Origin of the sequence: Lewinella sp. W8, assembly GCF_004375085.3 — a bacterium.
Taxonomy (GTDB): Bacteria; Bacteroidota; Bacteroidia; order Chitinophagales; family Saprospiraceae; genus Neolewinella.
On the sequence record NZ_SNAQ03000022.1, the window covers coordinates 17,622 to 43,129 of the forward strand.

Consider the following 25,508-nt stretch of genomic DNA (forward strand, 5'->3'; position numbering starts at 1 on the left):
CGATAATCTCTGCGTTAGTGGTCAAAACGAGGGGAGAAAACTTCGGGTAGTAAGTTAGCCTTTCCTTGATTCCAGACTGACTTACTACCTTCGGCGAACTCTGTGTATTTCCAAAAACCAACGCGTTCGCTGGTATTTGCTTTCGTTTGACAATACAATTATCGGGCACAACCCAGGCCAGAAAAAAGACATAAAAAATTAATTGTGAAAATTTTTATTGAAAAAAATCATCACTAACTACTTAAAGTCAACTAGTTACACTTATTTTTTGCGAAAAATTTTTCACTCCTACTTACGCTCTTTTTATTCAAAAGGGTTAGCGTATCGCTCATCGGTCAGTAAAGTTTCGTCGGTAAGGGAACGCAAAAACGCCAGCAAGGCCGTTTTTTCTCTTGCGGAAAGTGGGAAGCCCGTGATGTTGGGATCTTCGTTTTCGACGCCATGCCCGCCGGCGGCGTAACTGTCCAGCACTTCTTCCAGGGTCGCAAACCTTCCGTCGTGCATGTAGGGAGCCGTCACGGCAATATTCCTCAGCGTCGGTGCCCGGAACTTTCCGTTATCGAAGCGGGATCCCGTAACGCCCCCTAGTCCCAGGTCAGGAAAATCCTCCAGGCTTTCCACGTCTTCAATGCCATTATTGGAAAAGCGATTGTTTCCGAAGGACGGTTGGTTATGGCAGTGACCACAACCCGGGTGCAGCACCCCGGCCGGAACGTCCTCCACGAAGAAGAGGCTATCGGCCCCCAGTTGCTCCTCTTCGGTGAAGAATTCGGTATTTTGGTAAACGACCCGGTCGTAGTGACTATCCGCGCTGATGATGGTACGCTCAAACTGGGCCATGGCCTTTGCCGCCATTTCCCGCGTGATTTCACTGGTCCGGTCAACGCCGAAGGCGGCGCGGAATCGCTGCGGGTAATCGGGATGGCGGCGCAATTTTCGGAGGACATTATCCCAGCTTTCGTCCATCTCCAGCATGTTTTCCACCGGATGGATGGCCTGTTCCCAGAGTTGGATGGCACTGCCGTCCCAGTTGAACCCATTGGGGTTGAAAGCCAGGTTTACCAGAGACATTGCACTACGGTTAACCATTCTCCCCTCCACCCCAACGGCCAGGGCCCGCCCGTCGGTAAAGGCCAGTTCCTGGCGGTGGCAGCTGGCGCAGGAAATCGTACTGTCCACACTCAGAATGGGATCGTAAAACAGCCGCCGCCCCAGTTCGATGCCTTCCACCGTCAGGGGATTGTCGGGGTTAAGGATGGGCGCGGGCATGTAATCCGGCACCTCCAGCACGTAGGGCGTGGAGATGTTGGGGCCGGTGATTTCCCGGTCAGTTTCTCCCGCGGGACATTCCGGACAGACCACCACCGGATCAGGGTCGCAGGAAGAAGCCGTAAACAGCAGGAAGCCGGCCAGCAGCAGGGCCCATCGGGTCACCTTTGACAACCCGTAGAATCGGGGCGACAGCCGTAGAGCATGGCCTTTAGGGCGAGGGACCGCAGGTGCAGGGCGCTCCGGCGAAAGCAGGGCACCCGCGCTCCGCCGCCCAGGGCACTTTCCATCCGATGTTCGGGGGTGATCGGGTACGTACTCCCTGGACACTTGTTTGGTATGCGGACCGTTTTTCATCAATTGCTTCATGGGAAATTAAAACGGCGAGTGGAAGCTCTGGTTGTTCAAAAAGGCAGAATCCGTCAGCGTCGTCAGGAAGGCGACCAGTGCGGCAGCCTCCGTACTGTCCAGGCCAAGCGGGACGACGTTAGGACTTTTGTTCTCGGCGTAATGCCCCCCACGATTGTAGTGAGCAATGACCTCCTCCAGGGTTTGGAAGCGCCCATCGTGCATGTAGGGGGCCGTCAGGGCCACGTTGCGCAGGGGCGGCGTCCGAAACCGACCAAAATCAAAGGGGGTACCGCTGACCATCCCCCGCCCACGGTCCGTAAAGTCCGTGAGGGCCCGGGCCTCCTCCAGTCCGTTGTTGGCAAACTGCTGGTTGGTGAAGTGGGGTGGCGTATGGCAATGCGCGCATTCTCCCGTCGGCAAAGCCGCGTAAGGCCCCGTGGGATCATCGGCAAAATCAAAGAAAATGGCCTCCCCCAGTGCTTCCGCTTCGGTAAAGCTGGCCCGTCCCATTTGTACCCGGTCGTACTTGCTGTTGCCGGAAATGAGGGCCCGCTGAAACTGGGCCAGGGCTTTGCCCACGTGGTCTCGTTGAATGGCTTCCGCCCGGGAAAGACCAAAGGCCGCCCGGAATCGTTCGCGATAGTCGGGATGGCGTTGCAGGCGGTCCAGCGCCAACTCCCAACTTCCCCCCATTTCGTTGGGGTTACCCACCGGGTGAATGGCCTGATTTTCGAGATTGTCCGCCCGCCCGTCCCAGAACAAGGTCCGGTGGAGGTAGCCCACGTTGGCCAGTCCGGGCGCGTTACGCGTGCCGGGTCGCCCGTTGATGCCCACACTCACCCGGCGGCCGTCAGAAAATGCCCGCTCCGGCAAATGACAACTGGAGCAACTTATCGTGCTGTCGGCGGACAGGATGGGATCAAAAAACAAACGCCTTCCCAGCGCCAGCCCTTCCTCCGTGGTCGGATTATCTTCCGGGTAAAGGATTTTGGCAAAATGATCCGGCTCCGCCGGGGAATAGGGCGTAGGCTCCGGGGAGCCACAGGCCACCAGCATCGCCGTAAAGACCAATCCGGCCACAACCGTTCTTCCCCTCCAATTCATTTAGCGAACTTCGAGCACGAACTGTGCCGCCAGGCGATTCCAGATGTCCTGGGCAACGGCCTGGTTGCCACCGTGAACGCGTTGCTGGTCGGGGTCGGAGATATCAAAAGTATCGGTACCGTCAGACATGGCGGCCAGTACGTCCGCCACAATCGTCAGGGCCGGGTCTCCTTCACCATCAACAGTAAAGTCCTGGTCAAAGGTTACCGTCGTATACAGTGCATCACTTCCCATGTGGTAGGTCAGGGCCGTATCGAAGGTGCCGTCGGTTTCCAGGTCGGCGTTGGCCTCAATTTTTGCGAAAACGTAGCGGGCGTTAGCGTTCCAGAACTCATTTTCGTTGAGCACAAAATCGGCCGCAAAATCGGAGGGTTCCCGGGCGTTGAGGTCCGGGCTTACGCCCAGCCCGAAACGGATACCGGAGTATTCCCCCGCCGGCACTTCGTAGGTGCGGCTCGTGACGCTATTTTCGGTCGCCGACTGCCAGCGGATCATGTCAATGTCCGTCAACTGAACGGCACCACTACCGTCCGCCGGAATCAGTTCCAGGTCAGAGATGTAGTACTGAAAAAGGAGGACCTTCAGGTCTGCGCCCGTGGGATAGTTATAAGTCTCGCTGGAAATCGCCAGCGGATCGCCGCCGAAGTCCGCCCGGAAATCGATGGTAAAGTCGACCGCGCCGGCAACGGGGTCGTCGTCGTCACATCCGGCAAAGAACATGACCAGTAAGAGGGCAAAAAGTGCAGCGTATTTCATTCAGATTTTTGTTTTGGGTAAACGAAAGGTGGTTCCGGTCGGAAATTCAATTAAAGGTCCGGGGTTAAGACACCATAACTTGGTGACCTCCTTCACTTAAACATCCCCGCCAGGTATTTTGGTGGCCATTTCCTTCCGTTTTGTTGGTCAACTGACATTGTGCGGTGCATCGGGACCGGGAGGTAGTGGGTTCCGATGGGGGCGAAATTATTCTGGCACGATTATTGGACTTTCGATTGGTGGCTCCCGGAGTCATCCAGAAGGCCCGATTATTGTTAAGAGCTTGTTTGGATTTTGGTCGTCTGGCCGAATTTGAGAATTTTTTGGTGGTAGCAAGGCGGGAAAACCGGAGTATAGCAGCGCTAAATGAGGATTTTCCCAACGAAGCTAGCGCCCAAAAAGGCCAAATGGAGGTCGATTATTAAAGTCCAAACAAGCTCTAACTACCTATCCAGGCCTTCGCGGCCGTCCGAAAAAAACAACACCATGGTCCAGTCTGCACTCGCCAAGGCACTTCTTGCCCCTTTTTCTCTGCTGTATGGCCTGGGGGTAAGCTTTCGTAACTGGACCTACCGGCAGGGAATACAAAAGAGCATCAATTTTTCGGTGCCGGTGATCAGCGTCGGTAACCTCTCCGTGGGTGGTGCGGGTAAGACGCCGCACATTGAGTACCTGATCCGTGGCCTGAGTCCCTACCTGGAGCTGGCCACCCTGAGCCGGGGGTACCGGCGCAAAACCCGGGGATTCCTCATGGTGGACCGGCAGATGAACGCCGAGGAGGTGGGAGACGAGCCCCTGCAGTACGCCCGGAAGTTTCCGGGCATCACCGTCACGGTAGCCGAGGAGCGGGCCTTTGCGATCCCGGAGATCATGTCCCGGCGGCCGGACACCCAGCTGATTTTGCTGGATGACGCCTTCCAGCACCGGGCCGTACGGCCCGGCCTCAACATCCTGCTTACCGAGTATGACCGCCCCTTCACCAGAGATTACCTCCTCCCCTCCGGCCGCCTCCGGGAATGGCGATCCGGCTACGAACGGGCCGACGTCATCATCGTCAGCAAGTGCCCCCGGGAACTGTCCCGGGAAGCCGCCGACCAGCTGATCGAAGAGATCGCCCCCCTACCCCATCAGCGGGTCTTCTTCAGCTACTACGATTATGCCGCCCCCTACTACATCCTCGATCACCGCTACCGGCTAAAGATGGAAGAAAACGTCAGTGTGCTGCTGATCTCCGCCATCGCCAACACCGATTACCTCATCCGCCACCTGAAGGAAAAGGCCGCCGACGTCCACTCTCTGGACTACGAAGACCACCACTACTTCGACCGGCGTGACCTGGGAAATCTGCAACTCCGCTTCCGGGAAATGCCCGGACAGCACAAGGCCATCGTCACGACGGAAAAGGACGCCACCCGCCTCGAACTCCACCGCTCCTTCATTCAAAAAGAACGGCTTCCCATCTTTGTCCTCCCCCTGGCCGTCAGGTTCCATTTTGACCAGGGCCCCGAGTTTGACACCCTGGTGCGGGACTTCCTGCTGAACTTTAAGGCGTAGGGTTGTATCTGGTTGCTGGTTATCTGGTTGCCGGTTGCTAGTTGTTGGTTGCTGGTATCTGGTTGCTGGTTGCTGGTTGGGGGAAAACGGAGGCAGGTTTTAAAGCGGGAAGTGCGTCTTATCTTCGCCGCATGGCAAAACTCGTCTTCTGGTTATTTCACTTCTTGAGTCGCTGGATGCTCCGGCTGTACTATCCGGGCATGGAGGTGGAGGGTCGGCACCACGTCAACCACCCCGGTCCGACCTTACTTTGCGGCAACCACCCCAACACCCTGGCGGACCCGCTGATCGTGGGTATCCATCTGGACTACCAGATGTACTTCCTGGCTAACGCCGGCCTGTGGCTCAATCCCGTGATGGCCTTCCTCATTGACCCCTTCTGTATTCCCGTGGCCCGGCCCAAGGACCGGCAGGCGGGCGCTCAAGGAGGCGATAAAGACGAAGTATTCAACCGGACCTTCGCCGGACTGGAAACGGGCAAGATCATGTACATCGCACCGGAGGGCTACAGTGAACTCGAGCGTAAACTGCGCCGCCTCAAGGGCGGCGCGGCCAGCATGGCCCTGGAGGTCGAGAAGCGGAACGATTGGAAACTGGGGGTTTCGCTGCAACCGGTAGGCGCCAACTATGAGAGTCCCACCACCTGTTTCAGCCGCGCCTTCATTCGCTACGGGGAGCCGATTGACCTGCTGCAATTTCGCGAGCAGTACGAGGAAAGCCCCATGCGCGCCATCCGGGCCCTGACCAATCTGCTCACGGAGCGGATGCAGGACCTCCTCATCCAAACCAAAAACAAGGCCGAAGAGCGGGTGCTGCGCCCCATTGAACGGGCCGTGCAGAATGAAGTCCCGATGAAGGTCAGCGACCACCATTATCGCACCAAAGCCATCCTGAGCTGGCTGCGGGAACTTCCGGAAGACCGCCGGGAAAAACTCGGAGCAGTAGCCACCAAATACGAGGGCCTCCTACGGGAAACCGGACAATTGGACGTCGAATTCAGTAACCACCCCGATCGCAAACTCAGTGCCGGTCTGATCCTGGGCATCCCCTTCTACCTCTATGGATTACTGAACCATGGCCTCTGGCTTATCCTGATCACCAGCATCTGGAATGCGCTGGGGATTGACCGCGGCTATAAGGCTACCTTCCAGATGCTGGCCTCCTGGTTCCTCCTCCCCCTTACCTACCTGCTCCAGACGCTGGTGTTTAACTGGGTTTATCCGGAAGGCTGGGGTTGGCTGTACTTTTTCAGTCTTCCCGTGGTGGGCCTTTTCACCCTCAAATACTGGTTGACCTATCGTGCCTACTGGAAAGGACGTTTTTCCGGCTCCGGGAAGCATGACGCAACCCTAAAGGCCCTCCGCAAGGAAATGTTTGCGCTGGCGGAAGACCTGCCGATGCGGGGTTAAAGGCCCCGGACCACTGGGTTGCTTGATGGCCACCGGTCAACTTTTTACTCTTCATTAACCGGGCATGTACCACATCGACCACTTCGTATACCTCGTTCATGACCTGGAGGGGATGGCCGATCAGATTGGCCACCAGTTGGGCGTTGCTTTTCGTCCGGGTGGCCGCCATCAGGACCGTGGAACCCGTAATGTACTGCTCCGGGTGGGCCCGAAAACCTATCTGGAACTGCTGGCCATCGACCCCGACAATAACGCAATAGCCGCTCCGCGGTGGATGGGTGTGGACCTGCTTCCCCCGACGGTAGTGGGAAGGTTGAGTCGGTGGGCGGTGGCCACCACCGGTGAACAATACGACATGAGTCGTCGGGAACTGGCCGCCATCTCTCCGGCCATGGGCGTTTCGGAGCCGGGCAGCCGGCAACTGGCCGACGGCAGTACGTTGAAGTGGCGGCTCACCGCACCCGGAGCGGAGCCGGCCGTCAGGGCCGCGCCCTTCCTGATTGACTGGTTCGGGCAATTGACGCCCGCCGAAAAATTACCGGAGGCCGGGGTCAGTATCCGCTCCTTTACCGGTCGGCACGCCCGGCAGCTGCCATCCTTTGTGCGGGCAGTCGAAGGGGTGACTTTTACGCCCGGACCGGAGGATGTCCTCCGGCTGGAGCTGGTGGGCCCCGCGGGACAACTGGTTATCCTGACCTCCTGACGGAAGTGTTGGCCCACCTAAAAAGCCTCCTCCCGGCATACCAGGAGGAGGCTTTTATGTAGGCGATCACCGCAGGTGCCGACCAACTACGGAAGGAGCAAAGATTACGGGAAGCAAACAGGGATGATTCAAGCTCTTTCGCCGCTTGCGCTACCTTTACTTCACGGCACCTGCGCGCTAGCGCCCAAAGTCCCTATTCGCCCAGCAGCTTAATGGGCACTTCGACGACCGTCTGGTCCCAGCCCATTTTCAGGTGCACCGTTTGGGGACCGGCCTCGTAGAGGGCAACGGAGAAGTTTTCGATGACGTCCGCCACCTTCGCCGTAGGCACGGTGATGGTCGCCACATTGTGCTCGGGTTTGTAGGCGTACACGCCCCAGCCGTCCACGTCAACGCTGAAGAAAACCTCCCACTCGTTTTCGGTGGGGATGGCGCCCATGGTGTAGCGACCGGCGGGAACGAGTTGGTCACCGATCATCACCGGAGCGTAGAAGGTGATTTCGGTCGTTTCGTTCGCCCCGAGGCGAGAAGGCTCGTTGTAGGGCACCAATTCACCGAAGATGGCTCTTCCCTTTTTGAAGGGGCGACTGTAAAGAACCCGGATTTTGGGTTCCAGCGCCTGGGCGGCACTATCCGTTTTGGCGAAGGCCCGAAAAGCCGCACGGGCGGGGTAGTAGGCAGCGTCCAGCGGACTTACGTCCAGGTTGCTGAAGTCCTGCGCGGAAAGGTTAAGGCCGAAAATCATCGACAGAAGGAGTAAAGTCATGCGGGGCATGGCAAATAGAATTACGTGATCAATACGCCCGAAGCATTTTACCACCGGGCACACAGGGTACAATCCACCCCGCAGCTAGGTTGACTCCACGTCCGTATCCGTCCCATTGAAAATGTAGCGATGCTTACAACCAGTGCAGAAAATCCATTACTACCCTCCCCCAGGTTTCGGGATTGTGCTCTCCGCCTTCCACCTCGAGGTATTCAAAATCCTCGTGTTCCTTCAGGCCCTTTTCGGAAAGTAACGACATCAGCTGGAGGGTATCGTCAATGGCATCAATGATGCCGTTATTGTTGCGGTCTTCCTTTTCGTCTTCGGTGCCCGCCATAAACCAAAACCGTACCGGTGGTGCTTTTTTGGCCTTCCTGACGTAGTCGTGTACGATGCGGTCCGCATCGGGTTTTTTGGGATCAAAGGCCTTGTGTCTCCACCACAGGGAACCGCTGAATACGCCCGCCGCCCCGAAGGCGGAGGGGTTGTTCCAGGCCAGGTCGAAGGCATTGAGTCCTCCCAGGCTAAAGCCGGCGATGGCCCGGTACTTCCGGGCGTGGAAAATGTTGTTGCGGCGGTCAAGCCAGGGGATTAGCTCTTCGAGGATAAAGGCCTGGTAGGCGGCGGCCTTCGCGCCCCGTCCCAGGTAATCCTTTCGCTTGGCCGTACCGTATTCAGCCATGCGGTCTTCGGCGTGGATGCCCACCACCAGGGTGGGCGAGAGGGTCTTGTTCGTGTACTGTTCCTGCAGGCGGTTGAGCATATCCATCCGGGGTAAATCCTGGCCATCGTTGAAGACCGCCAGGCGAAGTAACCGCCAGGGAGGCACCGCGGGGCGGTACAAATCAACCATCACCTCCCGATTCAGGTGCACACTGGGCATCAGGTAGGACCGCTTGATTAAGCGCCGCCGGGAAAGGAGACTCCCCAGCAATTGCCGGACAAAGGGTAATGGCTGCATGCCCTAAAGGTACTATCCCGGAAAAAGATGGCCGCAGCCCCGGCCGCAAAAATATTCCCCAAATACAAGCGCTACCCGGCCGGATATTCTGCCTCAGGCGCTATATTCACCCGCTCAGGACCCCCGATTATGAAAGAAACCTACACCGAATTCTACAGCCACCACCTGGGCCACAACGTCAAGATGCTCACCTTCGGAACCCACGGTTATCCGCTGGTAATTTTCCCCACCACGCTGGGTAGCTACTTTGAGGCCAAAGACCGGGGTATGCTGGAGTCCATCCGCTGGTTCATCGACCGGGGCTTCGTGCAGGTATTCTGTCCGGACAGCATCAACAACGCCAGCTGGTACGCCGACATCCACCCGAAACACAAGGTAGAGCGGCACATCCAGTACGACCGCTTCCTGGCCGAAGAGTTCGTCCCCCAGATCCGACACAATACCGGGACCGGAAGAATCGCCGCCTGCGGGATCAGCTTCGGCGGCTTCAGTGCCAGCAACTTCGCCTTCCGCCATCCAGACATGGTCAGCCACCTGTTCTGCCTCAGCGGGGCCTTCGACATCAAGTCCTTCCTCTACGGATACTACGACGACAACGTCTACTTCAACAATCCGGTGGACTTCATGCCCGAGGCCAATCACCCTGACCTGTGGAACATGAAGATCGTCCTCGGCACCAGCAACTGGGACATCTGCCTGGACAACAACCTCAAATTCAGTGAAATCCTCCGCCGCAAAAACATCCCTCACTGGCTGGACGTCCGCGGCGACATCGAGCACGACTGGCCCCTGTGGCTGGAGATGCTTCCCCATTACGTAAGCCTGATCTAGAGCTTGTTTGAATGTTGGTCATCTGGCCGGATTTGAGCGTATTTTTGGTGCTGGCAAGGCGGGAATACCGGAGTCTAGCAGCGCGAAATGAGGATATTCCCAACGCAGCCAGCGCCAAAAAAGGCCAAATGGAGGTCGATTTCTAAACTCCAAACAAGCTCTTATCCATGCCCTCCTTCGAGTCCGAACTACTGACCAACTACCAAAAGCAATTTGCCTACTACCGCCACCTCGGCGCGGGCGCAATGGCCCAGTTGTCGGAGGAGCAACTCTTTCGGGACGATGAGGCACGGTCGAATTCCGTAGCCGTTATCGTCAAACACCTGGCGGGCAACATGCACAGTCGCTGGACGGACTTTCTGACCACGGACGGCGAAAAACCCTGGCGCAACCGCGACCAGGAATTCGAAGCCGATTTTGCCAATCGGGCGGCCCTGACGGCCGCCTGGGACGCCGGCTGGGCGGTCCTCGAGGGCGCCCTGAACGACCTCGCCCCCGAACAGCTACACGACATCGTCTACATCCGCAACGAGGGCCATCTGGTCGTCGAAGCCCTCAACCGGCAACTGGCGCACTACGCCTATCACGTAGGGCAGATCGTGCTGCTCGCCAAACAGATCCGGGGGGAAGCGTGGGAATCGCTGTCCGTCCCGCGCGGCAAATCGGCCACCTACAATGCCCGCAAATTTTCCGAGGAAAAGGGCCGCAGAAACTTCATCGACGGGCTGATGCCGCCCGATGAGAAATAAAACTTCGAGCGGTTGCGGAGTATCCGCCCGTAAACGATTACCGGACCGTTTACTTGGGCCAGTACTTCAGCTCCAGTCCACGCTCATCCAGGCGAGCGTAGGAATCGTAGTGCAGCCATTCGCCCAGATTCACGTAGCGGGAGCGATCATTGCTCAGGCGGTAATCAATGGGGAGGTGACGGTGGCCAAAAATCAGGTAATCCAGGGACGGGTCCTGCGCGAGCTTGCGCTCGCTGTAGGCCACCAGCCATTCTTTATCTGGCCCCAAAAACTCCGTTTCTGGCGGTTGGCTGGAGCGACTCTTACCGCTGAAGAAGAGTGCCGTTGCCATCGCAAAATTGGGGTGAAGCCGGGCAAAGAGCCAGCGCGACCAGCCGGCCGCCAGCAATTTCTTGAGTCGTTTGTAGCCGTAGTCCCCCGGCCCCAGACCGTCGCCGTGCCCGATCAGCAATTCGTGTCCCAGCAACCGGGTACGGATGGGGCTCCGGTGAAGGGTGGCCCCTAGTTCCTGCATGAAGTAATCTTCCATCCACATATCGTGGTTACCGGTGAAGATGTGCAGCTCGATGCCCCGGTCCGCCAGTCGGGCCAGCGCCCCGAGGAAGCGGACGTAGCCCCGGGGAATAACGTGCTTCCACTCAAACCAGAACTCGAACAAATCTCCCACCAGGTAAATGGCTTCGGCGTCGTGGGCGCAATGCTCCAGCCAGGCCACAATCCGCGCTTCGCGCTCGCGGGTGGTTTGTCGGGCGTCCACGCCCAGGTGAAAATCGGATGCGAAGTATACCGCCATAGCTGGCGCAAAGAAACGCTACCGGGCCGACATCCGCAGCAGTCGCGCACCAACAATCTCCCCGGATTCCGGTTCCGCCACCAAAATCGCCACGGCGCTGGCGGCCTTCTCCAGATCGTCGGGAAGTTCAAATTCCAGTACGCCTTCACCACTGGCGTGGCGACTCGCCGGAAGTTGCTTCAGCTCCCGGACTACATTATGGTGCTCGAGCGCCCGCCCCCGGTTCTCTCCGCGGGTAACGTCGGTAGCGGCATAATTTTGCACCAGGAGGCCCGTAATCTCCAGACCCTCCCAGTCATCCGCAAGGGAATACTTTACCGACAGCGCCCGATCCTCCGCGGTGAGCGCTTCCAGCTTTACGGCCACCCGAGGCGGGGTTGCCAGTCCGCGACGAACCGCCGCCGCGACTTCCTTACTTCGGCTCCCGATCATTTCCTGCCGTCCGTTCACGACCAATTGCGGGGTGTAGGTGCGGGAAGACAGGCGGTCGGTATAATCCGTCTGGCGGGCCGAGAACCAGGGAGAGCTGTAGGGGTCCGCCCATCCCAGGCGATTCCAGTAATCGACGTGAAAGGACAGGGCGATCACGTTGTCTTTGGCCGCCCGGGCGTACTCCGCCAGCACCCGATCGGCGGGCGGGCAGCTGCTGCACCCCTGGCTGGTAAACAATTCCAGCACGGCAAGTCCTTCCGCAAGCTCCGCGGTCTTTTCCGGCGCCTCCGCAGCGAGCGGGCGAGGGACCGCAGGTGCCGCGGCATCACCGGGGAGCCAACGTAAAAACAGGGCCGGAGAAATAAGGAGGCCCAAAAAGATTAAATATTTCATGCTCGTTCAGTTTCAGCGTCTACCGCTCGGGGTGGATGAGTTACCCGGGGAACGCCCCGCAGCGGACGTTCAGTTTACCCAGTGCCCGTAAAGGGCCGAAAGTGTCGGCAACGGCCCTTCCGGGTATCGTCCCACCGACATTTACCGTGCCGGGAGCCGGCATTGACTCAGACGATACCCTCCCGAATCAAATCGTGGAGGTGCAGGAAGCCAACGTACTGGTCCGCTTCGTCCATCACAATGAGTTGGCTGATGTTGTGGGTCCGCAGCACGTCAAGCGCCTTCACCGCCAGGGCGTCCTCCCGGATGGTCTTGGGGCCTACGGTCATGATGTCCGTGGCCGTAATTTCCTCGAGGTTCCGGCTCTTGCTCAGCATACGGCGCAGGTCTCCGTCGGTCACGATGCCCAGCAGCTCTTTATTCCGGGGGTCCAAAACGGCGGTTGCCCCCAGGCGTTTAGAAGACATTTCCAGTAAAACATCCCGCAGGGGGGCGGCCGGTCCTACGGCCGGCGCGGCGTTGTGCGTCGCCAGATCCCGCACCCGCAGGTAGAGTTGTTTTCCCAAGGATCCCCCGGGGTGATATTTAGCAAAGTCGCGGTGAGTGAATCCCTTGAGCGTCAGCAGTGCGGAGGCCATGGCGTCACCGAGGGCCATTTGGGCGGTCGTGCTTGCCGTGGGGGCCAGATCGTTAGGATCTGCTTCCCGGATGATGGGGGTCAACAACACGTGATCGGCCAGGCGACCGAGGGTACAATCGGCCTTACTGACCATCGCAATCAGCGGGTTCCCCAGTTGCCGGACGAGCATCGCCAGCACCTTGATTTCGGCAGTTTCTCCGCTTTTACTTAAACAAAGCACCACGTCCTGCTCTTGTACCATCCCGATATCGCCGTGAATTGCGTCTGCTGCGTGTAAAAAAAGCGAGGGGGTTCCGGTAGAGTTCATTGTAGCGACGATCTTTTTGGCTACAATAGCCGTTTTCCCAACGCCCGTAACTACGAGGCGGCCGCCGCAATTGAAAATGGCACGTACACTGGCCACGAAGGATGCCCCAATGCTTCCCTCAAGTGCACGTAATGTTTCAACTTCAATACGCAGCGTTTCTCGGGCAACCTGCTCAATCTGATTTGCATTTTTCACGTAAAAGTGTATTTTTGAGCGCCTTTTCGGGCCCCTCCGGCGACAATCGGAAAAATTTCGGCGAAATTTCGCTGATGGTTCGAGAAAATAAATACTTAAATCCTTAATTTAACGGTTAGATGCTCCCTCAGGCATTCTAGCGAGTAACACTTTGCCCATTTTTCATATCCCGAAAACCTGTCGGTACTCGGCAAATAATCGAGTTTATAAAAATTCTCCGAAGCCAGCTGGTATGTTTTAGTCGTGGTGATCTTCATACCGGCCCGGCAAAAGTACACGAAAACTACGGAGCAAAGCGAATCAAGAAATGACTGCAAAGCCAGCCACAAGCCACTTAGAAGAGGCTTTATTCGAGCACTTTGGATTTGACTCCTTCAAGGGCAATCAGAAGGCCATCATCGAATCCCTGTTTGAAGGAAAAGATACTTTTGTCATCATGCCTACGGGTGGGGGCAAAAGCCTCTGTTATCAGCTTCCGGGCCTGATGATGGACGGATGCGCCCTCGTTATCTCTCCCCTGATCGCCCTGATGAAAAACCAGGTAGACTCCATCCGCGCCCACAGCGAAGGGGATGAAGTTGCCCACTTCCTGAACTCCTCGCTCTCCAAAACGCAGATGCGGCAGGTCAAGGAAGACATTACCTCCGGAAAAACGAAGCTACTCTTCGTTGCTCCCGAAACCCTGACGAAGGAGGAGAACATTGAGTTCTTCCGGTCGACCAACATTTCGTTCGTCGCCATCGACGAAGCCCACTGCATTTCGGAATGGGGGCACGATTTCCGGCCGGAATACCGCCGCATCCGCGAAATGCTGGACCAGATCGGTCACGACATCCCCATCATTGCGCTGACGGCTACGGCTACCCCTAAAGTACAATCGGACATCGTCAAGAATCTCCGGATGGGCGATGATCACAACACCTTCGTTTCTTCCTTCAACCGCGACAACCTCTACTATGAGGTCCGCCCGAAAGGCAAGAAGGACTATACCATCCGCCAAATCATCCAGGTGGTCAAGGAGATGCCCAATCAATCGGGTATCGTCTACGTGCAGAGCCGCAAATCGGCCGAAGAGATCGCCGAAGCCCTCCGGGTGAACGACGTCAAGGCGGCCCCCTACCACGCCGGACTGGACCCCAAGACCCGTTCGAAAACCCAGGACGATTTCCTGATGGAGGAGGTCGACGTCATCTGCGCCACCATTGCCTTCGGCATGGGCATCGACAAACCGGACGTACGCTTCGTCATCCACTACGACATCCCCAAGTCCATCGAGAATTACTATCAGGAAACCGGACGGGCCGGCCGAGACGGGCTGGATGGCCGCTGCGTGGCCTTCTACGCCTATAAGGATATTCTGAAGCTGGAAAAATTCCTGCGGGACAAACCCCTCATGGAACGGGAAATGGGTGCCCAGCTCATGCAGGAGGTGATGGCCTACTCCGAGACCACCGCCTGCCGGCGGCGCTTCCTGCTCCACTACTTCGGGGAGGAGTACGACGAGGCCAACTGCAATAAGATGTGCGACAACTGCCGCCATCCCAAGGAACGGATCAACGTCAAGCAGGAAGTCCAGCAGGCCATCGTCGCCGTACGGGAGCTCGACGAGAACTACCCCCTCAAGACCCTGATCGAGTTCGTGCTCGGCAAGGGCACCAAGCAAATGAAGGACTACGGCTTCGACCAGCGTCCCAGTTTCGGCATCGGAAAGGACAAGGACGAAGTATTCTGGTCCTCCGTCTACCGGCAGGCGCTGCTGAACAACCTCGTCCGCAAGGACATCGAATCCTACGGCCTGATCAAGGTCACCGAAGCGGGTGAAGCCTTCGTAAAGAACCCCACGGATTTTGAAATCCCCATCGATCACGATTTCGAAAAGGAACTCGCCGCCGACATGCAAACGGCCGCGGACGACGCCCGGGCGGTCGTCCTGGACGAGCCGCTGCTCCTGGCCCTCAAGGACCTGCGCAAAAAAGAAGCGCGCCGACTGGACGTGCCTCCCTTCGTGATTTTTCAGGACCCCTCGCTGATGGAGATGGCCACCCGCTACCCCATCACGCTGGAGGAAATGAAGAACATCAACGGCGTCAGCATCGGTAAGGCGCGGCGCTACGGCGCGCCCTTCCTCACCCTCATCGAGCGGTACGTGGAAGACAACGATATTGACCGCCCCACGGATTTTGTCGTCAAGCAGGTCGCCAACAAGTCCAAAAAGAAGATCAACATCATCCAGGGCATTGACCGCAAGCTGCCCCTCGAAGACGTGGCCAGCGGCAATCAGCTTTCGATGGACGAATTACTTGACGAACTCGTCGCGGTGGTGAACTCCGGCACCAAGCTGGACATCAACTACTACATCGAAGACAACGTCGATGAATACAGCCTGGAGGATACCTACGAGTACTTCATGCAGGCGGATACCGACGACGTCGACCTGGCCTTTCAGGAACTGAAGGAAGAAGACGTCACCCTCGAGGAAATCAAGTTGGTGCGCATCAAGTTCCTTAGCGAAATGGCGAACTAGCGTTATCCGGCTAAAACGCGAAGGCCCCTTGTTCTTGGCTGGAACAAGGGGCCTTTTCATTGGTGCATGGCCCTCACCTCATGCGCATGGCACCTGTACCGGCTGAGCCGAGCATTCCGCTGCGCTTCACGCCCCGTCGCCCGGAGAAAGACCTCCGCTAACGTGACAGGCTCAGATGCTTCACGCTGAAGAAGAAGATCGTGCCGTACCCCAGGGCCAGCAGGGCGTGGAAAATGATGAAGGTGGTGTTTTGCAGGTAGAAGGCGCTCAGGACCGCAAAGGCGAAGTAAAGGCTCAGCAGCCCCTCCCCGATCGTGATCAGGTTCAGGCGGCCGTTCAGGTACTTCCTGGACTGCAGGCGGTCCTTGATGCTGTTGATGTTGAACTTCGGCGTGCGCACGAAGGGACTCTTCTTGCCCCGGTATCCCTGCAGCACGGCGACCGTATTGTGAAGGGACAGGCCCATGCTCAGGGCCAGGAACAGCGGGAACAACACCAAAAACTTGAAGACGGACTTCAGGAAGCTCTGTTCCTTGTTCGCCGGACTCTGGACGTTGGCGGTGTAGTAAATGCCGATGACCGACAGTAACCCCGCCAGGAAAATAGCGAAGAAGTTCTTGCTGAACCCGAATTCCACCAGTTCCCCGTAGAGGAACAGTAGCGGCACACTGAAGACGCCGCAGAGGAAAACGAAGAGGAAAATGGTACTGCCCAGCAGGTGGGCCGTGGCGTGCACCTTGTGCCCAAAGCTCAGGTCGCTTTTCCAGACGGAGGGCAGCATTTTGCGGGCGGTTTCCGCTCCGCCCTTCATCCAGCGGTGCTGCTGGCTCTTGAAGCTATTCATCTCCACCGGCAGTTCCGCCGGGCTGCCCACTTCTTCGAGGAAGTGAATCTTGTAGCCCGCCAGCTGGGAGCGGATGCTCAGGTCAAGGTCTTCGGTGAGCGTATCGGGTTGCCAGCCGCCGCCCGCTTCGATGGTGTCCCGCCGCCAGACGCCGGCCGTACCGTTGAACTGCAGGAGGTGACCGCCGTTCATGCGGCCGACCTGCTCCACGGTGAAGTGGACGTTAAGCTGCAGGGCCTGCAGGCGGGTAATGAGGCTGTAATCCTGGTTGATGTGCTCCCAGCGGGTCTGCACGACGCCCACTTCGGGATCGGCGAAGTGGGGAATGGTGCGCTGGAGGAAGTCGGGTTCCGGGACGAAATCGGCGTCAAAAATGGCCAGAAACTCTCCGCGGGCGACCGACATGGCGTCCCGGAGGGCACCGGCCTTAAAGCCTTCTCGCTTTTCCCGGATGATCTGCTCGATGTTGAATCCCTGGGCCCGATACTCCTCTACCTTGGCGGCCACCAGGTCCACCGTTTCGTCGGTGCTGTCGTCGAGAATGTGGATTTCGAAGCGATCGCGGGGGTAATCAAATTTTGTCACGGCGTCGATCAGTCGGCCGATCACGTAGTATTCGTTGTAGATGGGCAGCTGTACCGTCACGAAGGGGAAGTAGGGCGCGGACGCAGGTGCCGTGTCTTTTTGGGGAAGTGCCATCTCCGTACCGGCTTCGGCCAGCACGGGCGTTTCTACGCCCACCTCGTTGGATCTTAGGTCCGCGAAGGAGACCGAATGGTCCGTCGGGTTATTACTCTGCTTGTAGTGATACAGCAGGTTAAACTGAAGGACGCAGTACACCGTAATGTAGAGGAGGGAGACGGTGTAGACGGCAAGTACAAATAAAGCGAGTCCGGTCATGAATCAGATCATTTTAAAAATGGTCCACAGAATCTTGTGTCCAGCCAGCAGGGTTCCACGAATGGTCCCGGATATTTTGGACACCCCGATACGGCGGCGGTATCGGACGGGGACTTCGGTGCAACGAAGTCCGGCCTTTGCCGCGCGTACCTGCATTTCGACGGTCCAACCGAAGTCGGGGTCACGCATGCCCATTTCCCGGAGGGCGGGGTAGCGTACGGCGCGGAAGGGGCCAAGGTCCGTGAACTCGTAACCGTAAATAAGTTTAATCAACGTTGTCGCCAGCCAGTTTCCGAAAATCTGCTGGGGTTGCATACTTCCCGGTTCCAGATCCCCGAGGGCCCGGGAGCCGATAACGAGGTCCATATCCTGCTCGACGATGGGCGCCACCAGTTCGGGCAGTTGTTCGGGGTAGTCACTGTGGTCCCCGTCGATGAAGACCACGATGTCCGGCCATTCGGCCGGAGGGCGGGCGGCAATGTGGGCCATTCCGCGCAGGCAGGCACTACCGTAGCCCGGTCGGGGCTCATCAACTACCGTCGCACCGGCTTCCCGGGCCACGCGGGCCGTATCGTCTTTGCTGTTGTTATTACATACGATGATCTCCCGGACCATGGATTCAGGCAATTCATTAACCACCAGGCCAATGCTGGCCTCTTCGTTGTAAGCGGGAATGATCACGTCGATGACGGGCGCCTGTGGGGCCAATGTGCTGTCGGTTGTTGAGGGGCAAAGATACAACCACCGCCCTTGGCGGGATGTCGTGAGGGGACAGAGTATTCGTTCCTGGTTGCTAGTTGCTGGTTGCTGGCTCCCGTATAATGACTGGGAAAGGAGACAAGTCTACCCTATTCTGACCGATAACCGGTAACAACATGTAGCCGGAGCAAGCTCCGACCTGCTCCGATTTCACCCGTCAACTTGAGGGGGTATGGCTACGACAGGCCGCCGTCCACGCCCAGTACCTGGCCGTTTACGTAGGAGCTCATGTCGGAGGCCAGGAAGATGCAGGCCTTGGCGATTTCCTCGGGCTCTCCCAGTCGGTTGAGGGGAATGTTGCTGAGGTAGGACTGCTTGAGGTCTTCGGGGAGTTCGTCGGTCATGTCCGTGACGATGAAGCCGGGAGCCACCACGTTGCAGCGGATCTTGCGGCGTCCCATTTCCTTGGCGATGGACTTACTGAAGCCAATGATGCCCGCCTTGGAAGCCGCGTAGTTGGCCTGACCGGCCTGGCCGGTAACGCCCACGATGCTGGACATATTGATGATGGAGCCACCACCGGCCTTCATCATGGGACGCAGGGCGGGTTTGGTGAGGTTGAATACGGATTTGAGGTTATTGTCGATAACCGTATCCCACTGGTCCTCGCTCATGCGCAGCATGAGGGTGTCGCGGGTCACGCCGGCATTGTTGATGAGTACGTTGATGTTGCCCAGATCGGCCGTAACGGCCTTGATCAGCTCTTCGGCCGCCGCCGTATCGGAGGCATCACTTTGGTAGGCACGAACGTGCTCTCCGAGTTCGGCCACTAGTTCCTCAGCTGGTCCCGCAGAACTGCGGTAAGTAAAGGCCACCTTTGCGCCCTCCGCGGCAAAAGCGCGAACCAATGCGGCGCCGATACCGCGAGATCCTCCGGTGATGAGCGCAATTTTTCCTTCGAGTAATCCCATGAATTTGCTTGTTTTTCGGGCCACAAAGCTAATCAGGATTTTTTTAGTTCCCACCCCAGGCCAACAAAACGGGCTCGTAAAACCTTTAAAGTGTCCACAATCAAAACAGCCGGCTATGTTTGGAGACATGATGAACCAGATGCAGGAGATGCAACAGAAGATGCAGGAGCAGCTCGCTGCCGAATCTTTTACCGGTGAAGCCGGTGGTGGTGCGGTAAAGGTTACCTGTAACGGAGCACGGGCCATCACCAACGTCAGTATTGATCCCGAGCAGATTGATCTGGAGGATATCGAGGGAGTAGAAGACCTGGTGGTGGTAGCCACCAACCGGGCCCTGGAAAAGGCCGCGGCCTACGAGCAGGAGCAGGCGGGCAGCATGATGAACAACATGCTTCCGGGCGGACTTGGCGGCCTGTTCGGCGGATAAGCTCGCTTACAATATTTTTACGTCCCCGTTTTAAATCCCCGATAATCGATTATGGAGGAACTCGCCGGAATAATTATTCTCGGAATATTTGCCCAATGGCTGGCCTGGCGCATTCGTGTCCCCGCCATCCTTCCGCTGATCGTGATTGGTTTGCTGGTGGGGCCCCTGTCGACCCTGTGGACGGAGGACGGCGCCAAACTCATCAGTCCAATTTTTGAGAATGACGCCGGCAAGGGCTTGTTTCCCGGCAGGTCCCTTTTCTATTTCGTGAGTTTGGCCATCGGCGTGATTCTCTTCGAGGGGGGACTGACCCTGAAATTCAAGGAAGTCCAGGGCACCCAACGGTCCATCCTCCGTCTGATTTCGCTCGGAAGTCTGATCACCTTTATCGGGGCCGGATTGGCGGCTCACTTCATCATGGGGCTTGGCTGGAGCATCAGCTTCCTGTTTGCCGGTCTCATCATTGTGACCGGCCCGACGGTCATTGCTCCGATCCTGCAGAACATCCCCCTGACCCGCAACGTATCGACCGTACTGAAGTGGGAGGGCATTCTCATCGATCCGATCGGGGCCCTGGTGGCCGTACTGGTTTTCGAGTTCATCAGCTCCACGGACCACGGTATGGGCTTCACCAGCCATGCCCTGCTCACCTTCGTGGAAATTGTGATTTACGGGGGCACCCTGGGGTATTTGGCCGGTATCGGGCTCTACCACATCATTAAACGGCAGCTGGTCCCCCACTACCTGATGAACGTGTTTGTGTTGGCGTACGTCCTGCTGGACTTCGTGCTCAGCGACGTCCTGGCCCACGAATCGGGACTGCTGGCCGTAGTGGTCATGGGACTGGTGCTGGCCAACAAGGACGTGCCCAGAATTAAAGAAATTTTGTCGTTCAAGGAAAGCCTCAGCGTGCTGCTGATTTCGATCCTGTTCATCCTGCTGGCGGCCAACATCAATATGTCCGAACTGAGGCTGCTGACGGAAGACTGGCGACCGATCGCCCTCTTCGGGTTTGTGGCCCTCATTCTGCGGCCCATCAGTGTATTTGCCAGTACGTATCAGGGGAACCTTTCCACCAACGAGAAGCTGTTCATCAGCTGGGTGGGGCCACGGGGTATCGTGGCCGCCGGTATCGCCTCCCTGTTCGGGCTGACCCTGGCCGAAAAGAACGTACCCGGAGCGGAATACATCACGCCCCTGGTGTTCATGATCGTGCTGGGTACGGTCTTACTGAACGCCACGACGGCCCGACTGATGGCCCGACTACTCGGCGTCATCCAGAACGTATCTAACGGTGTGCTCATTCTGGGCGCCAGCGACTTCGCCATAACGATTGGCAAGTACCTCAAGGAACAGGGCCGGAGTGTCCATCTGGTGGACAGCAACAGCAACAATATTGACACCGCCCGGGAAGAGGGACTGGAAGGTTTCGTGGCCAACATCTATAACGATGAACTGGCCGAAGAATATGAACTCCTTGACGTTGGCTACCTGCTGGCCCTGACGGGCAGCAACCCGGTTAATACCTACGCCATCAATCGCTACGAAGACATCTTCGGTGAACGGGGAGCTTACCGGCTGATTTCGGCCAAGGAGCTGAAGCAAAAAGACCCCATCGAGGACGCCAGTATTTTCAGTTACCACGATGACTTCATCAACTTCAGCGACGCACACCGGGAAGCCAACACCATTTATGAGTATCCGTTGAGCGGCAAGGAGGAATTCATCGAGCTGATGGCCACCATCAGAGAAGAGCGCAAATACGTCATTCCGCTCTTTCTGAAGATGCCGGACGGCAACCTGGACCCCCTACCCTACGATCTGGACAACATCACCGTCGGAAACGAAGGGTACCAGTTGGTCTACCTGGGGAAGAAACTTCCGGAGCCGAGCGCCAAACATCCGGCCGAGCAACTCAGCGAGGACGCCTAGGTACACGTCCTGTGCCGCCGGGAAGGCGCCGGCACCTGCCTTTGGCCAAATGAAGGCCCTCCGCTGCTCCAAAACGCAGCAGGTCGGGCAGGAAAACAACCGATATATCGGGGCCAGGGTGATAAAATCCACTGTTCAGACCACGATTTGATGTATAGCTCAAGCACCGAACTTTCACCACCCTATATCGGATCAACCCGTTCCCCGACGTAAATTGTTATCGTTCAGCCCCCCACACCAAAAGGGGAGCGTAAAGCGTTTAGTGTCTGACACACCACCCGCCCCCTCAGCTTTTTGAACAACTTAGTAATAATGCGTCTTTCTCTGACCTTCTCCTTACTCCTCGCCGCAGCGGTATCCTTTGCACAGGATCCAGCGGACATCTTCCACAAGACCGTTGATCTCGACGAGATCAATGAGGTAAGCCTCGACGTCTACGCCAACGACTTGCTCGAAGTCCGGCAGTGGCCCGGAGATGACATCCTCATTGAGACCAGCGTGAAACTCAATAACGGCAAGCCACACATTCTCAAATTCTTCCTCGAAAAGGGCCGCTGGGACCTCAAAGAGAAAGTTACCGGAGACCAGTTACAGCTGGTCAGCAGTGACAAAGTGCGACGAATGGTCCAGGGCACGGAAGGTACATCTTCCGAAACGGTCAACATCGTGGTCTACATGCCCGAAGAATTTGACCAGGCCGGGGAGAATCTCTTCCGGCGGGTAAGTCGCTAAATACCCCGCGACTTCCCGGCGACCGGCGTAACTTTGCGCCTCGATGTCGACTACCGTAGAAATAAAATTATCTCCTCCGGACTTGCACGACGAGCAGGCGCTCCGCCGTGCGCTGGTCCGGCAGACTAAGCTTGGCGCCGACCAGATCGGAAAAGCCGTGGTGCGCCGTCGGAGTATTGATGCCCGGGGCTCGCGGCCGGTTTTTCGGCTGCGGGTAGAGGTCTTCCCGTCAGGGGAAGACCCCGAGGCCGAAGCACCGCTCATGGACGATTACCGTGAGGTGCAGGACGCCCCCATCGTGGCCATTGTCGGTTGCGGGCCGGCGGGAATGTTTGCCGCCCTGGAGATGCTTGAGCTGGGGCTCCGCCCCATCATCATTGAGCGGGGAAAAGACGTGCAGGCCCGGCGGCGCAGCCTCCGGGCGATCCAGCAATTCGGGGAAGTTGACCCGAACTCCAATTACTGTTTCGGGGAAGGGGGAGCGGGAACCTACAGCGACGGGAAACTCTACACCCGCAGCCTGAAGCGGGGAAACTACCTGAAGGCCCTGCGTACCCTGGTGGAACACGGCGCCCAATCGGAAATCCTCATCGACGCACACCCCCACATCGGGTCGAACAAGCTGCCCAAGGTGGTCGCCAACATGCGGGAAAGCATCCTGCGGCACGGCGGCGAGATCCGGTTCGGGCACCGGATGACCGGCCTGGAAAAGACTGCTGACGGAAAAAACCTGGCCGCCCTGATCATCACGGACGAGCGGGGAAGCACCTACCGCCTGGCGGCGGAAGCTTTCGTGCTGGCCACGGGCCACTCCGCCCGAGACGTCTATGCCCTCCTCCACGAAGAGGGAATCCGCATGGAGGCCAAGCCCTTTGCCCTCGGCGTTCGCATCGAACATCCGCAGCCCCTCATCGACAAGATTCAGTACGGCCAGGAAAAACGGGAAGACAATCTTCCCGCCAGCAGCTACAAACTGGTTACCCAGGTTAAGGACCGGGGGGTCTTCAGCTTTTGCATGTGCCCGGGCGGTCTCGTCGTTCCGGCCGCTACGGCCCCCGGTGAAATCGTGGTGAACGGGATGAGTCTGAGCCGGCGGGACAGTCCCTACGCCAACTCCGGCACGGTGGTGGCCGTGGAACTGGAAGACCTCGCCCCGTTCCGAGACCACGGGATATTTGCCGGACTGGCCTTCCAGCGCTCCGTGGAGCAGGCCATGTTTGGCGCGGGCGACGGGAGCCAGGCGGCTCCCGCCGCGCGGCTGACGGATTTCGTCCGGGGGAAGGTTTCCCGGAACCTTCCGGAGACCAGCTACATCCCCGGCTTGTTTCCCGCCCCACTCCACGAGTTGTTGCCCGCGGGCATTTACCGACGATTACAGCGCGGGGTGGAAGACTTTGGCCGCAAGATGCGGGGCTACTTCACCGAAGAGGCCAACGTGATCGGCACGGAAAGCCGGACGTCCTCGCCCGTGCGCATCCCCCGTGACCGTAAGACCTACCAACACCCGGACTTTCCGACCCTCTACCCCTGCGGGGAGGGCGCGGGCTTCGCGGGCGGCATTCTTTCTGCCGCCATGGACGGCCAGAACGTAGCCCGGGCGATTGCCGCAAAAGTACTCGCATGAAGTCGGCGGGATTCCTCCCCTGGTTAGGGTCCGCGCTGCTGCTGAGTCTGGGCGTACTTTACCTCGGCTTCGGGGTGGACCGCACGGCCTTCTGGTCCCTCTTTCTGGCCTTCAGCGTGTCCTTTTTGGGCTTCTGGGGGCTGATACGCCGCCACCATCCCCGCTACCTGCGGTGGTCGATTGTCCTCGGGATTGTGCTCCGCCTTGCGCTGATCTTTGCGTTTCCCCGGCTGAGTGACGACATCTATCGCTTTCTCTGGGATGGGCACTTAATCGTGGCGGGGCAGAACCCCTTCGCTTTCCTACCCACGGAATACCTCGAAGCCGGCAAACTGGAGCAAATCCCGGGCTTGTCTAAGGAGCTGTTCGCGGCCCTCAACAGTCCGGATTACTACACCATTTACCCGCCCGTCGCCCAGGGCGTTTTCACGCTGGCCGTCTACCTGAGTCCGGGCAGCTGGTTCGGCGCCAGCATCGTCATGAAGGTGTTCCTGTTCATTTGCGAGCTGTCTTCCCTGCTGCTCTTCTGGAAGTTGCTTCCCCGCCTGCTGCACGACGAAAAAGCGCCTTCTTTGCGGCATTTTCTGCTGCATAAGGGCGAGGACGCAGGATGCCAGGCAGACGCTCAGGGAGCCGTGCGGTCAGATGCCTCCCAATTGTTGTGGTACTGGCTCAACCCCCTGATCATCGTCGAAATTCTGGGCAACCTCCACTTTGAGGGGGCGATGGTCTGTTTTCTGTTGTTGGCCCTTTGGTGGCTGGTCCGGAGCCGCTGGATCGCGGCGGCGGGGGCCATGGCCCTGTCGGTGGCCAGCAAGCTACTCCCTCTGATGCTCCTCCCCTTCCTGATAAAAAGGCTCTGGGGGCGGCCCTTCTGGATTTTTTCGGTCAGTTTTGGTGCCCTGCTGCTGCTGTGTTTTACGCCCCTGCTGGCCTCGGGCTTTCTGACCGGATTCGGGAGTAGTCTCGATCTGTACTTTCGGAAATTCGAGTTTAACGCCAGCCTGTATTACCTGGCGCGGGCCTATGGGTACTACGAAGTGGGATGGAATCAGATTGCCCGCTTCGGACCGCTCCTGGCCAAAATGGCCGCCGGGGGTATCCTCCTCATGGCACTCCTGGAACGACGCCCGTCCTGGAGGAAGCTGCCCACCGTCTGGCTCTTTGCCTTTGTGCTGTATCTGTTGTGCGCCACCACCGTCCACCCCTGGTACCTTAGTGTGCCCATTGCCCTGTGCGTATTTACCAACTGGCGTTTCCCATTGCTGTGGTCATTTCTCATCATGCTCACCTACACCAACTACCTGACCGTCCCCTATCAGGAAAACCTGTGGTTGGTGGCCGCGGAATATATCCTGGTGCTCCTCTTTGGGCTGGCCGAGTGGCGGGGTTATCTGGGGAAGCGGACGGTATCACCGGAATAAAAAAAAGGGTCGGACGTTGCACCGTCCGAACCCTTGTGGTGTAGCTTTCAAAACTACCTAGTAATAACTGGAATCTAGGGCGCTGTGCGCCAGGAAAAAACCTTTCAGATGGAGGGAGAAAAACCAACAATTCTCCGTCCTTAAAAATGAACACGCTTTTTGGAAAACTCAGAGAAAGAGATGTTGCACCATCTCCATCATCTGACACAAAGGTAACG

22 protein-coding genes are annotated in these 25,508 nt (G+C 57.8%); 11 read left to right on the forward strand and 11 right to left on the reverse strand.

All coding sequences use genetic code 11. The annotated features are described in order from the left end of the window. Positions 1–303 precede the first annotated feature (303 nt). The 3 genes from E1J53_RS20360 to E1J53_RS20370 all read right to left on the reverse strand — a co-directional run bounded on the left by E1J53_RS20360 (position 304) and on the right by E1J53_RS20370 (position 3,480). Positions 304–1,434: a cytochrome-c peroxidase gene (locus tag E1J53_RS20360; protein ID WP_368671766.1), complete on the reverse strand. Its 1,131-nt coding sequence runs from the start codon at positions 1,432–1,434 to the stop codon at positions 304–306. A gap of 210 nt (positions 1,435–1,644) precedes the next feature. Further along, a complete protein-coding gene (locus E1J53_RS20365; protein ID WP_253932164.1) occupies positions 1,645–2,724 on the reverse strand; it encodes a cytochrome-c peroxidase in 1,080 nt (359 codons plus the stop codon). Then, a complete protein-coding gene (locus tag E1J53_RS20370; protein WP_134269920.1) occupies positions 2,725–3,480 on the reverse strand; it encodes an MbnP family protein in 756 nt (251 codons plus the stop codon). It lies immediately after the preceding gene. A gap of 486 nt (positions 3,481–3,966) precedes the next feature. Between E1J53_RS20370 and lpxK the strand changes: the two genes are divergently transcribed. The 3 genes from lpxK to E1J53_RS20385 all read left to right on the forward strand — a co-directional run bounded on the left by lpxK (position 3,967) and on the right by E1J53_RS20385 (position 7,146). Beyond that, positions 3,967–5,034: a tetraacyldisaccharide 4'-kinase gene (gene lpxK / locus E1J53_RS20375; RefSeq protein ID WP_134269919.1), complete on the forward strand. Its 1,068-nt coding sequence runs from the start codon at positions 3,967–3,969 to the stop codon at positions 5,032–5,034. A gap of 131 nt (positions 5,035–5,165) precedes the next feature. Then, positions 5,166–6,443 carry a 1-acyl-sn-glycerol-3-phosphate acyltransferase gene (locus tag E1J53_RS20380; RefSeq protein WP_134269918.1) on the forward strand — a complete coding sequence of 426 codons (1,278 nt, stop codon included), beginning with the start codon at positions 5,166–5,168 and terminating at the stop codon, positions 6,441–6,443. A 64-nt stretch (positions 6,444–6,507) separates the two neighbouring features. Beyond that, positions 6,508–7,146, forward strand: a complete 639-nt coding sequence (locus E1J53_RS20385) for a VOC family protein (protein WP_134269917.1) — start codon at positions 6,508–6,510, stop codon at positions 7,144–7,146. A 193-nt stretch (positions 7,147–7,339) separates the two neighbouring features. Here E1J53_RS20385 and E1J53_RS20390 read toward each other — a convergent pair whose 3' ends face one another. Together E1J53_RS20390 and E1J53_RS20395 are read right to left on the reverse strand one after the other, a co-directional pair. Continuing rightward, positions 7,340–7,921: a DUF2911 domain-containing protein gene (locus E1J53_RS20390; RefSeq protein ID WP_253932166.1), complete on the reverse strand. Its 582-nt coding sequence runs from the start codon at positions 7,919–7,921 to the stop codon at positions 7,340–7,342. 124 nt (positions 7,922–8,045) lie between these two features. Continuing rightward, positions 8,046–8,873, reverse strand: coding sequence for an esterase family protein (locus E1J53_RS20395; RefSeq protein ID WP_134269916.1), 828 nt, complete (start codon positions 8,871–8,873; stop codon positions 8,046–8,048). A gap of 129 nt (positions 8,874–9,002) precedes the next feature. Between E1J53_RS20395 and E1J53_RS20400 the strand changes: the two genes are divergently transcribed. Both E1J53_RS20400 and E1J53_RS20405 read left to right on the forward strand, forming a co-directional pair. Continuing rightward, positions 9,003–9,704 carry an alpha/beta hydrolase-fold protein gene (locus E1J53_RS20400; protein ID WP_134269915.1) on the forward strand — a complete coding sequence of 234 codons (702 nt, stop codon included), beginning with the start codon at positions 9,003–9,005 and terminating at the stop codon, positions 9,702–9,704. Between the two features lie 167 nt (positions 9,705–9,871). Next, the gene (locus E1J53_RS20405) at positions 9,872–10,453 is read left to right on the forward strand and encodes a DinB family protein (protein WP_134269914.1); all 582 of its coding nucleotides are present in this window, start codon (positions 9,872–9,874) and stop codon (positions 10,451–10,453) included. Between the two features lie 49 nt (positions 10,454–10,502). Here E1J53_RS20405 and E1J53_RS20410 read toward each other — a convergent pair whose 3' ends face one another. From E1J53_RS20410 to E1J53_RS20420, 3 genes are all read right to left on the reverse strand, one after another. After that, positions 10,503–11,246, reverse strand: a complete 744-nt coding sequence (locus tag E1J53_RS20410) for a UDP-2,3-diacylglucosamine diphosphatase (RefSeq protein WP_134269913.1) — start codon at positions 11,244–11,246, stop codon at positions 10,503–10,505. An 18-nt stretch (positions 11,247–11,264) separates the two neighbouring features. After that, complete coding sequence (locus tag E1J53_RS20415) at positions 11,265–12,071, reverse strand: thioredoxin family protein (protein WP_134269912.1); 807 nt, start codon at positions 12,069–12,071, stop codon at positions 11,265–11,267. A gap of 167 nt (positions 12,072–12,238) precedes the next feature. Continuing rightward, on the reverse strand, positions 12,239–13,213 hold the full coding sequence (locus E1J53_RS20420) for a KpsF/GutQ family sugar-phosphate isomerase (protein ID WP_134269911.1): 975 nt from the start codon (positions 13,211–13,213) through the stop codon (positions 12,239–12,241). A gap of 307 nt (positions 13,214–13,520) precedes the next feature. Between E1J53_RS20420 and E1J53_RS20425 the strand changes: the two genes are divergently transcribed. Beyond that, positions 13,521–15,737, forward strand: coding sequence for an ATP-dependent DNA helicase RecQ (locus E1J53_RS20425; RefSeq protein ID WP_134269910.1), 2,217 nt, complete (start codon positions 13,521–13,523; stop codon positions 15,735–15,737). Between the two features lie 157 nt (positions 15,738–15,894). On the opposite strand, the gene E1J53_RS20430 is transcribed toward E1J53_RS20425, so the two are convergent. From E1J53_RS20430 to fabG, 3 genes are all read right to left on the reverse strand, one after another. After that, positions 15,895–17,481: a cellulose synthase family protein gene (locus tag E1J53_RS20430; RefSeq protein WP_134269909.1), complete on the reverse strand. Its 1,587-nt coding sequence runs from the start codon at positions 17,479–17,481 to the stop codon at positions 15,895–15,897. Between the two features lie 3 nt (positions 17,482–17,484). After that, positions 17,485–18,189: a glycosyltransferase family 2 protein gene (locus E1J53_RS20435; protein ID WP_134269908.1), complete on the reverse strand. Its 705-nt coding sequence runs from the start codon at positions 18,187–18,189 to the stop codon at positions 17,485–17,487. A gap of 227 nt (positions 18,190–18,416) precedes the next feature. Next, positions 18,417–19,151 carry a 3-oxoacyl-[acyl-carrier-protein] reductase gene (fabG, locus tag E1J53_RS20440; protein WP_134269907.1) on the reverse strand — a complete coding sequence of 245 codons (735 nt, stop codon included), beginning with the start codon at positions 19,149–19,151 and terminating at the stop codon, positions 18,417–18,419. Between the two features lie 115 nt (positions 19,152–19,266). On the opposite strand from fabG, the gene E1J53_RS20445 reads away from it, so the two are divergent. The 5 genes from E1J53_RS20445 (at position 19,267) to E1J53_RS20465 (ending at position 25,290) form a co-directional block, all read left to right on the forward strand. After that, positions 19,267–19,578 carry a YbaB/EbfC family nucleoid-associated protein gene (locus E1J53_RS20445; protein WP_134269906.1) on the forward strand — a complete coding sequence of 104 codons (312 nt, stop codon included), beginning with the start codon at positions 19,267–19,269 and terminating at the stop codon, positions 19,576–19,578. Between the two features lie 51 nt (positions 19,579–19,629). Further along, positions 19,630–21,510: a sodium:proton antiporter gene (locus E1J53_RS20450; protein WP_134269905.1), complete on the forward strand. Its 1,881-nt coding sequence runs from the start codon at positions 19,630–19,632 to the stop codon at positions 21,508–21,510. 312 nt (positions 21,511–21,822) lie between these two features. Continuing rightward, entirely contained in the window at positions 21,823–22,242 is a 420-nt protein-coding gene (locus E1J53_RS20455; protein ID WP_134269904.1) for a hypothetical protein, read from the forward strand. A gap of 43 nt (positions 22,243–22,285) precedes the next feature. Next, a complete protein-coding gene (locus E1J53_RS20460) occupies positions 22,286–23,866 on the forward strand; it encodes an NAD(P)/FAD-dependent oxidoreductase (RefSeq protein WP_134269903.1) in 1,581 nt (526 codons plus the stop codon). Further along, positions 23,863–25,290, forward strand: coding sequence for a hypothetical protein (locus E1J53_RS20465; protein ID WP_134269902.1), 1,428 nt, complete (start codon positions 23,863–23,865; stop codon positions 25,288–25,290). Before E1J53_RS20460 ends, E1J53_RS20465 begins: the two co-directional genes overlap by 4 nt. The last annotated feature ends 218 nt before the right edge of the window (positions 25,291–25,508 follow it).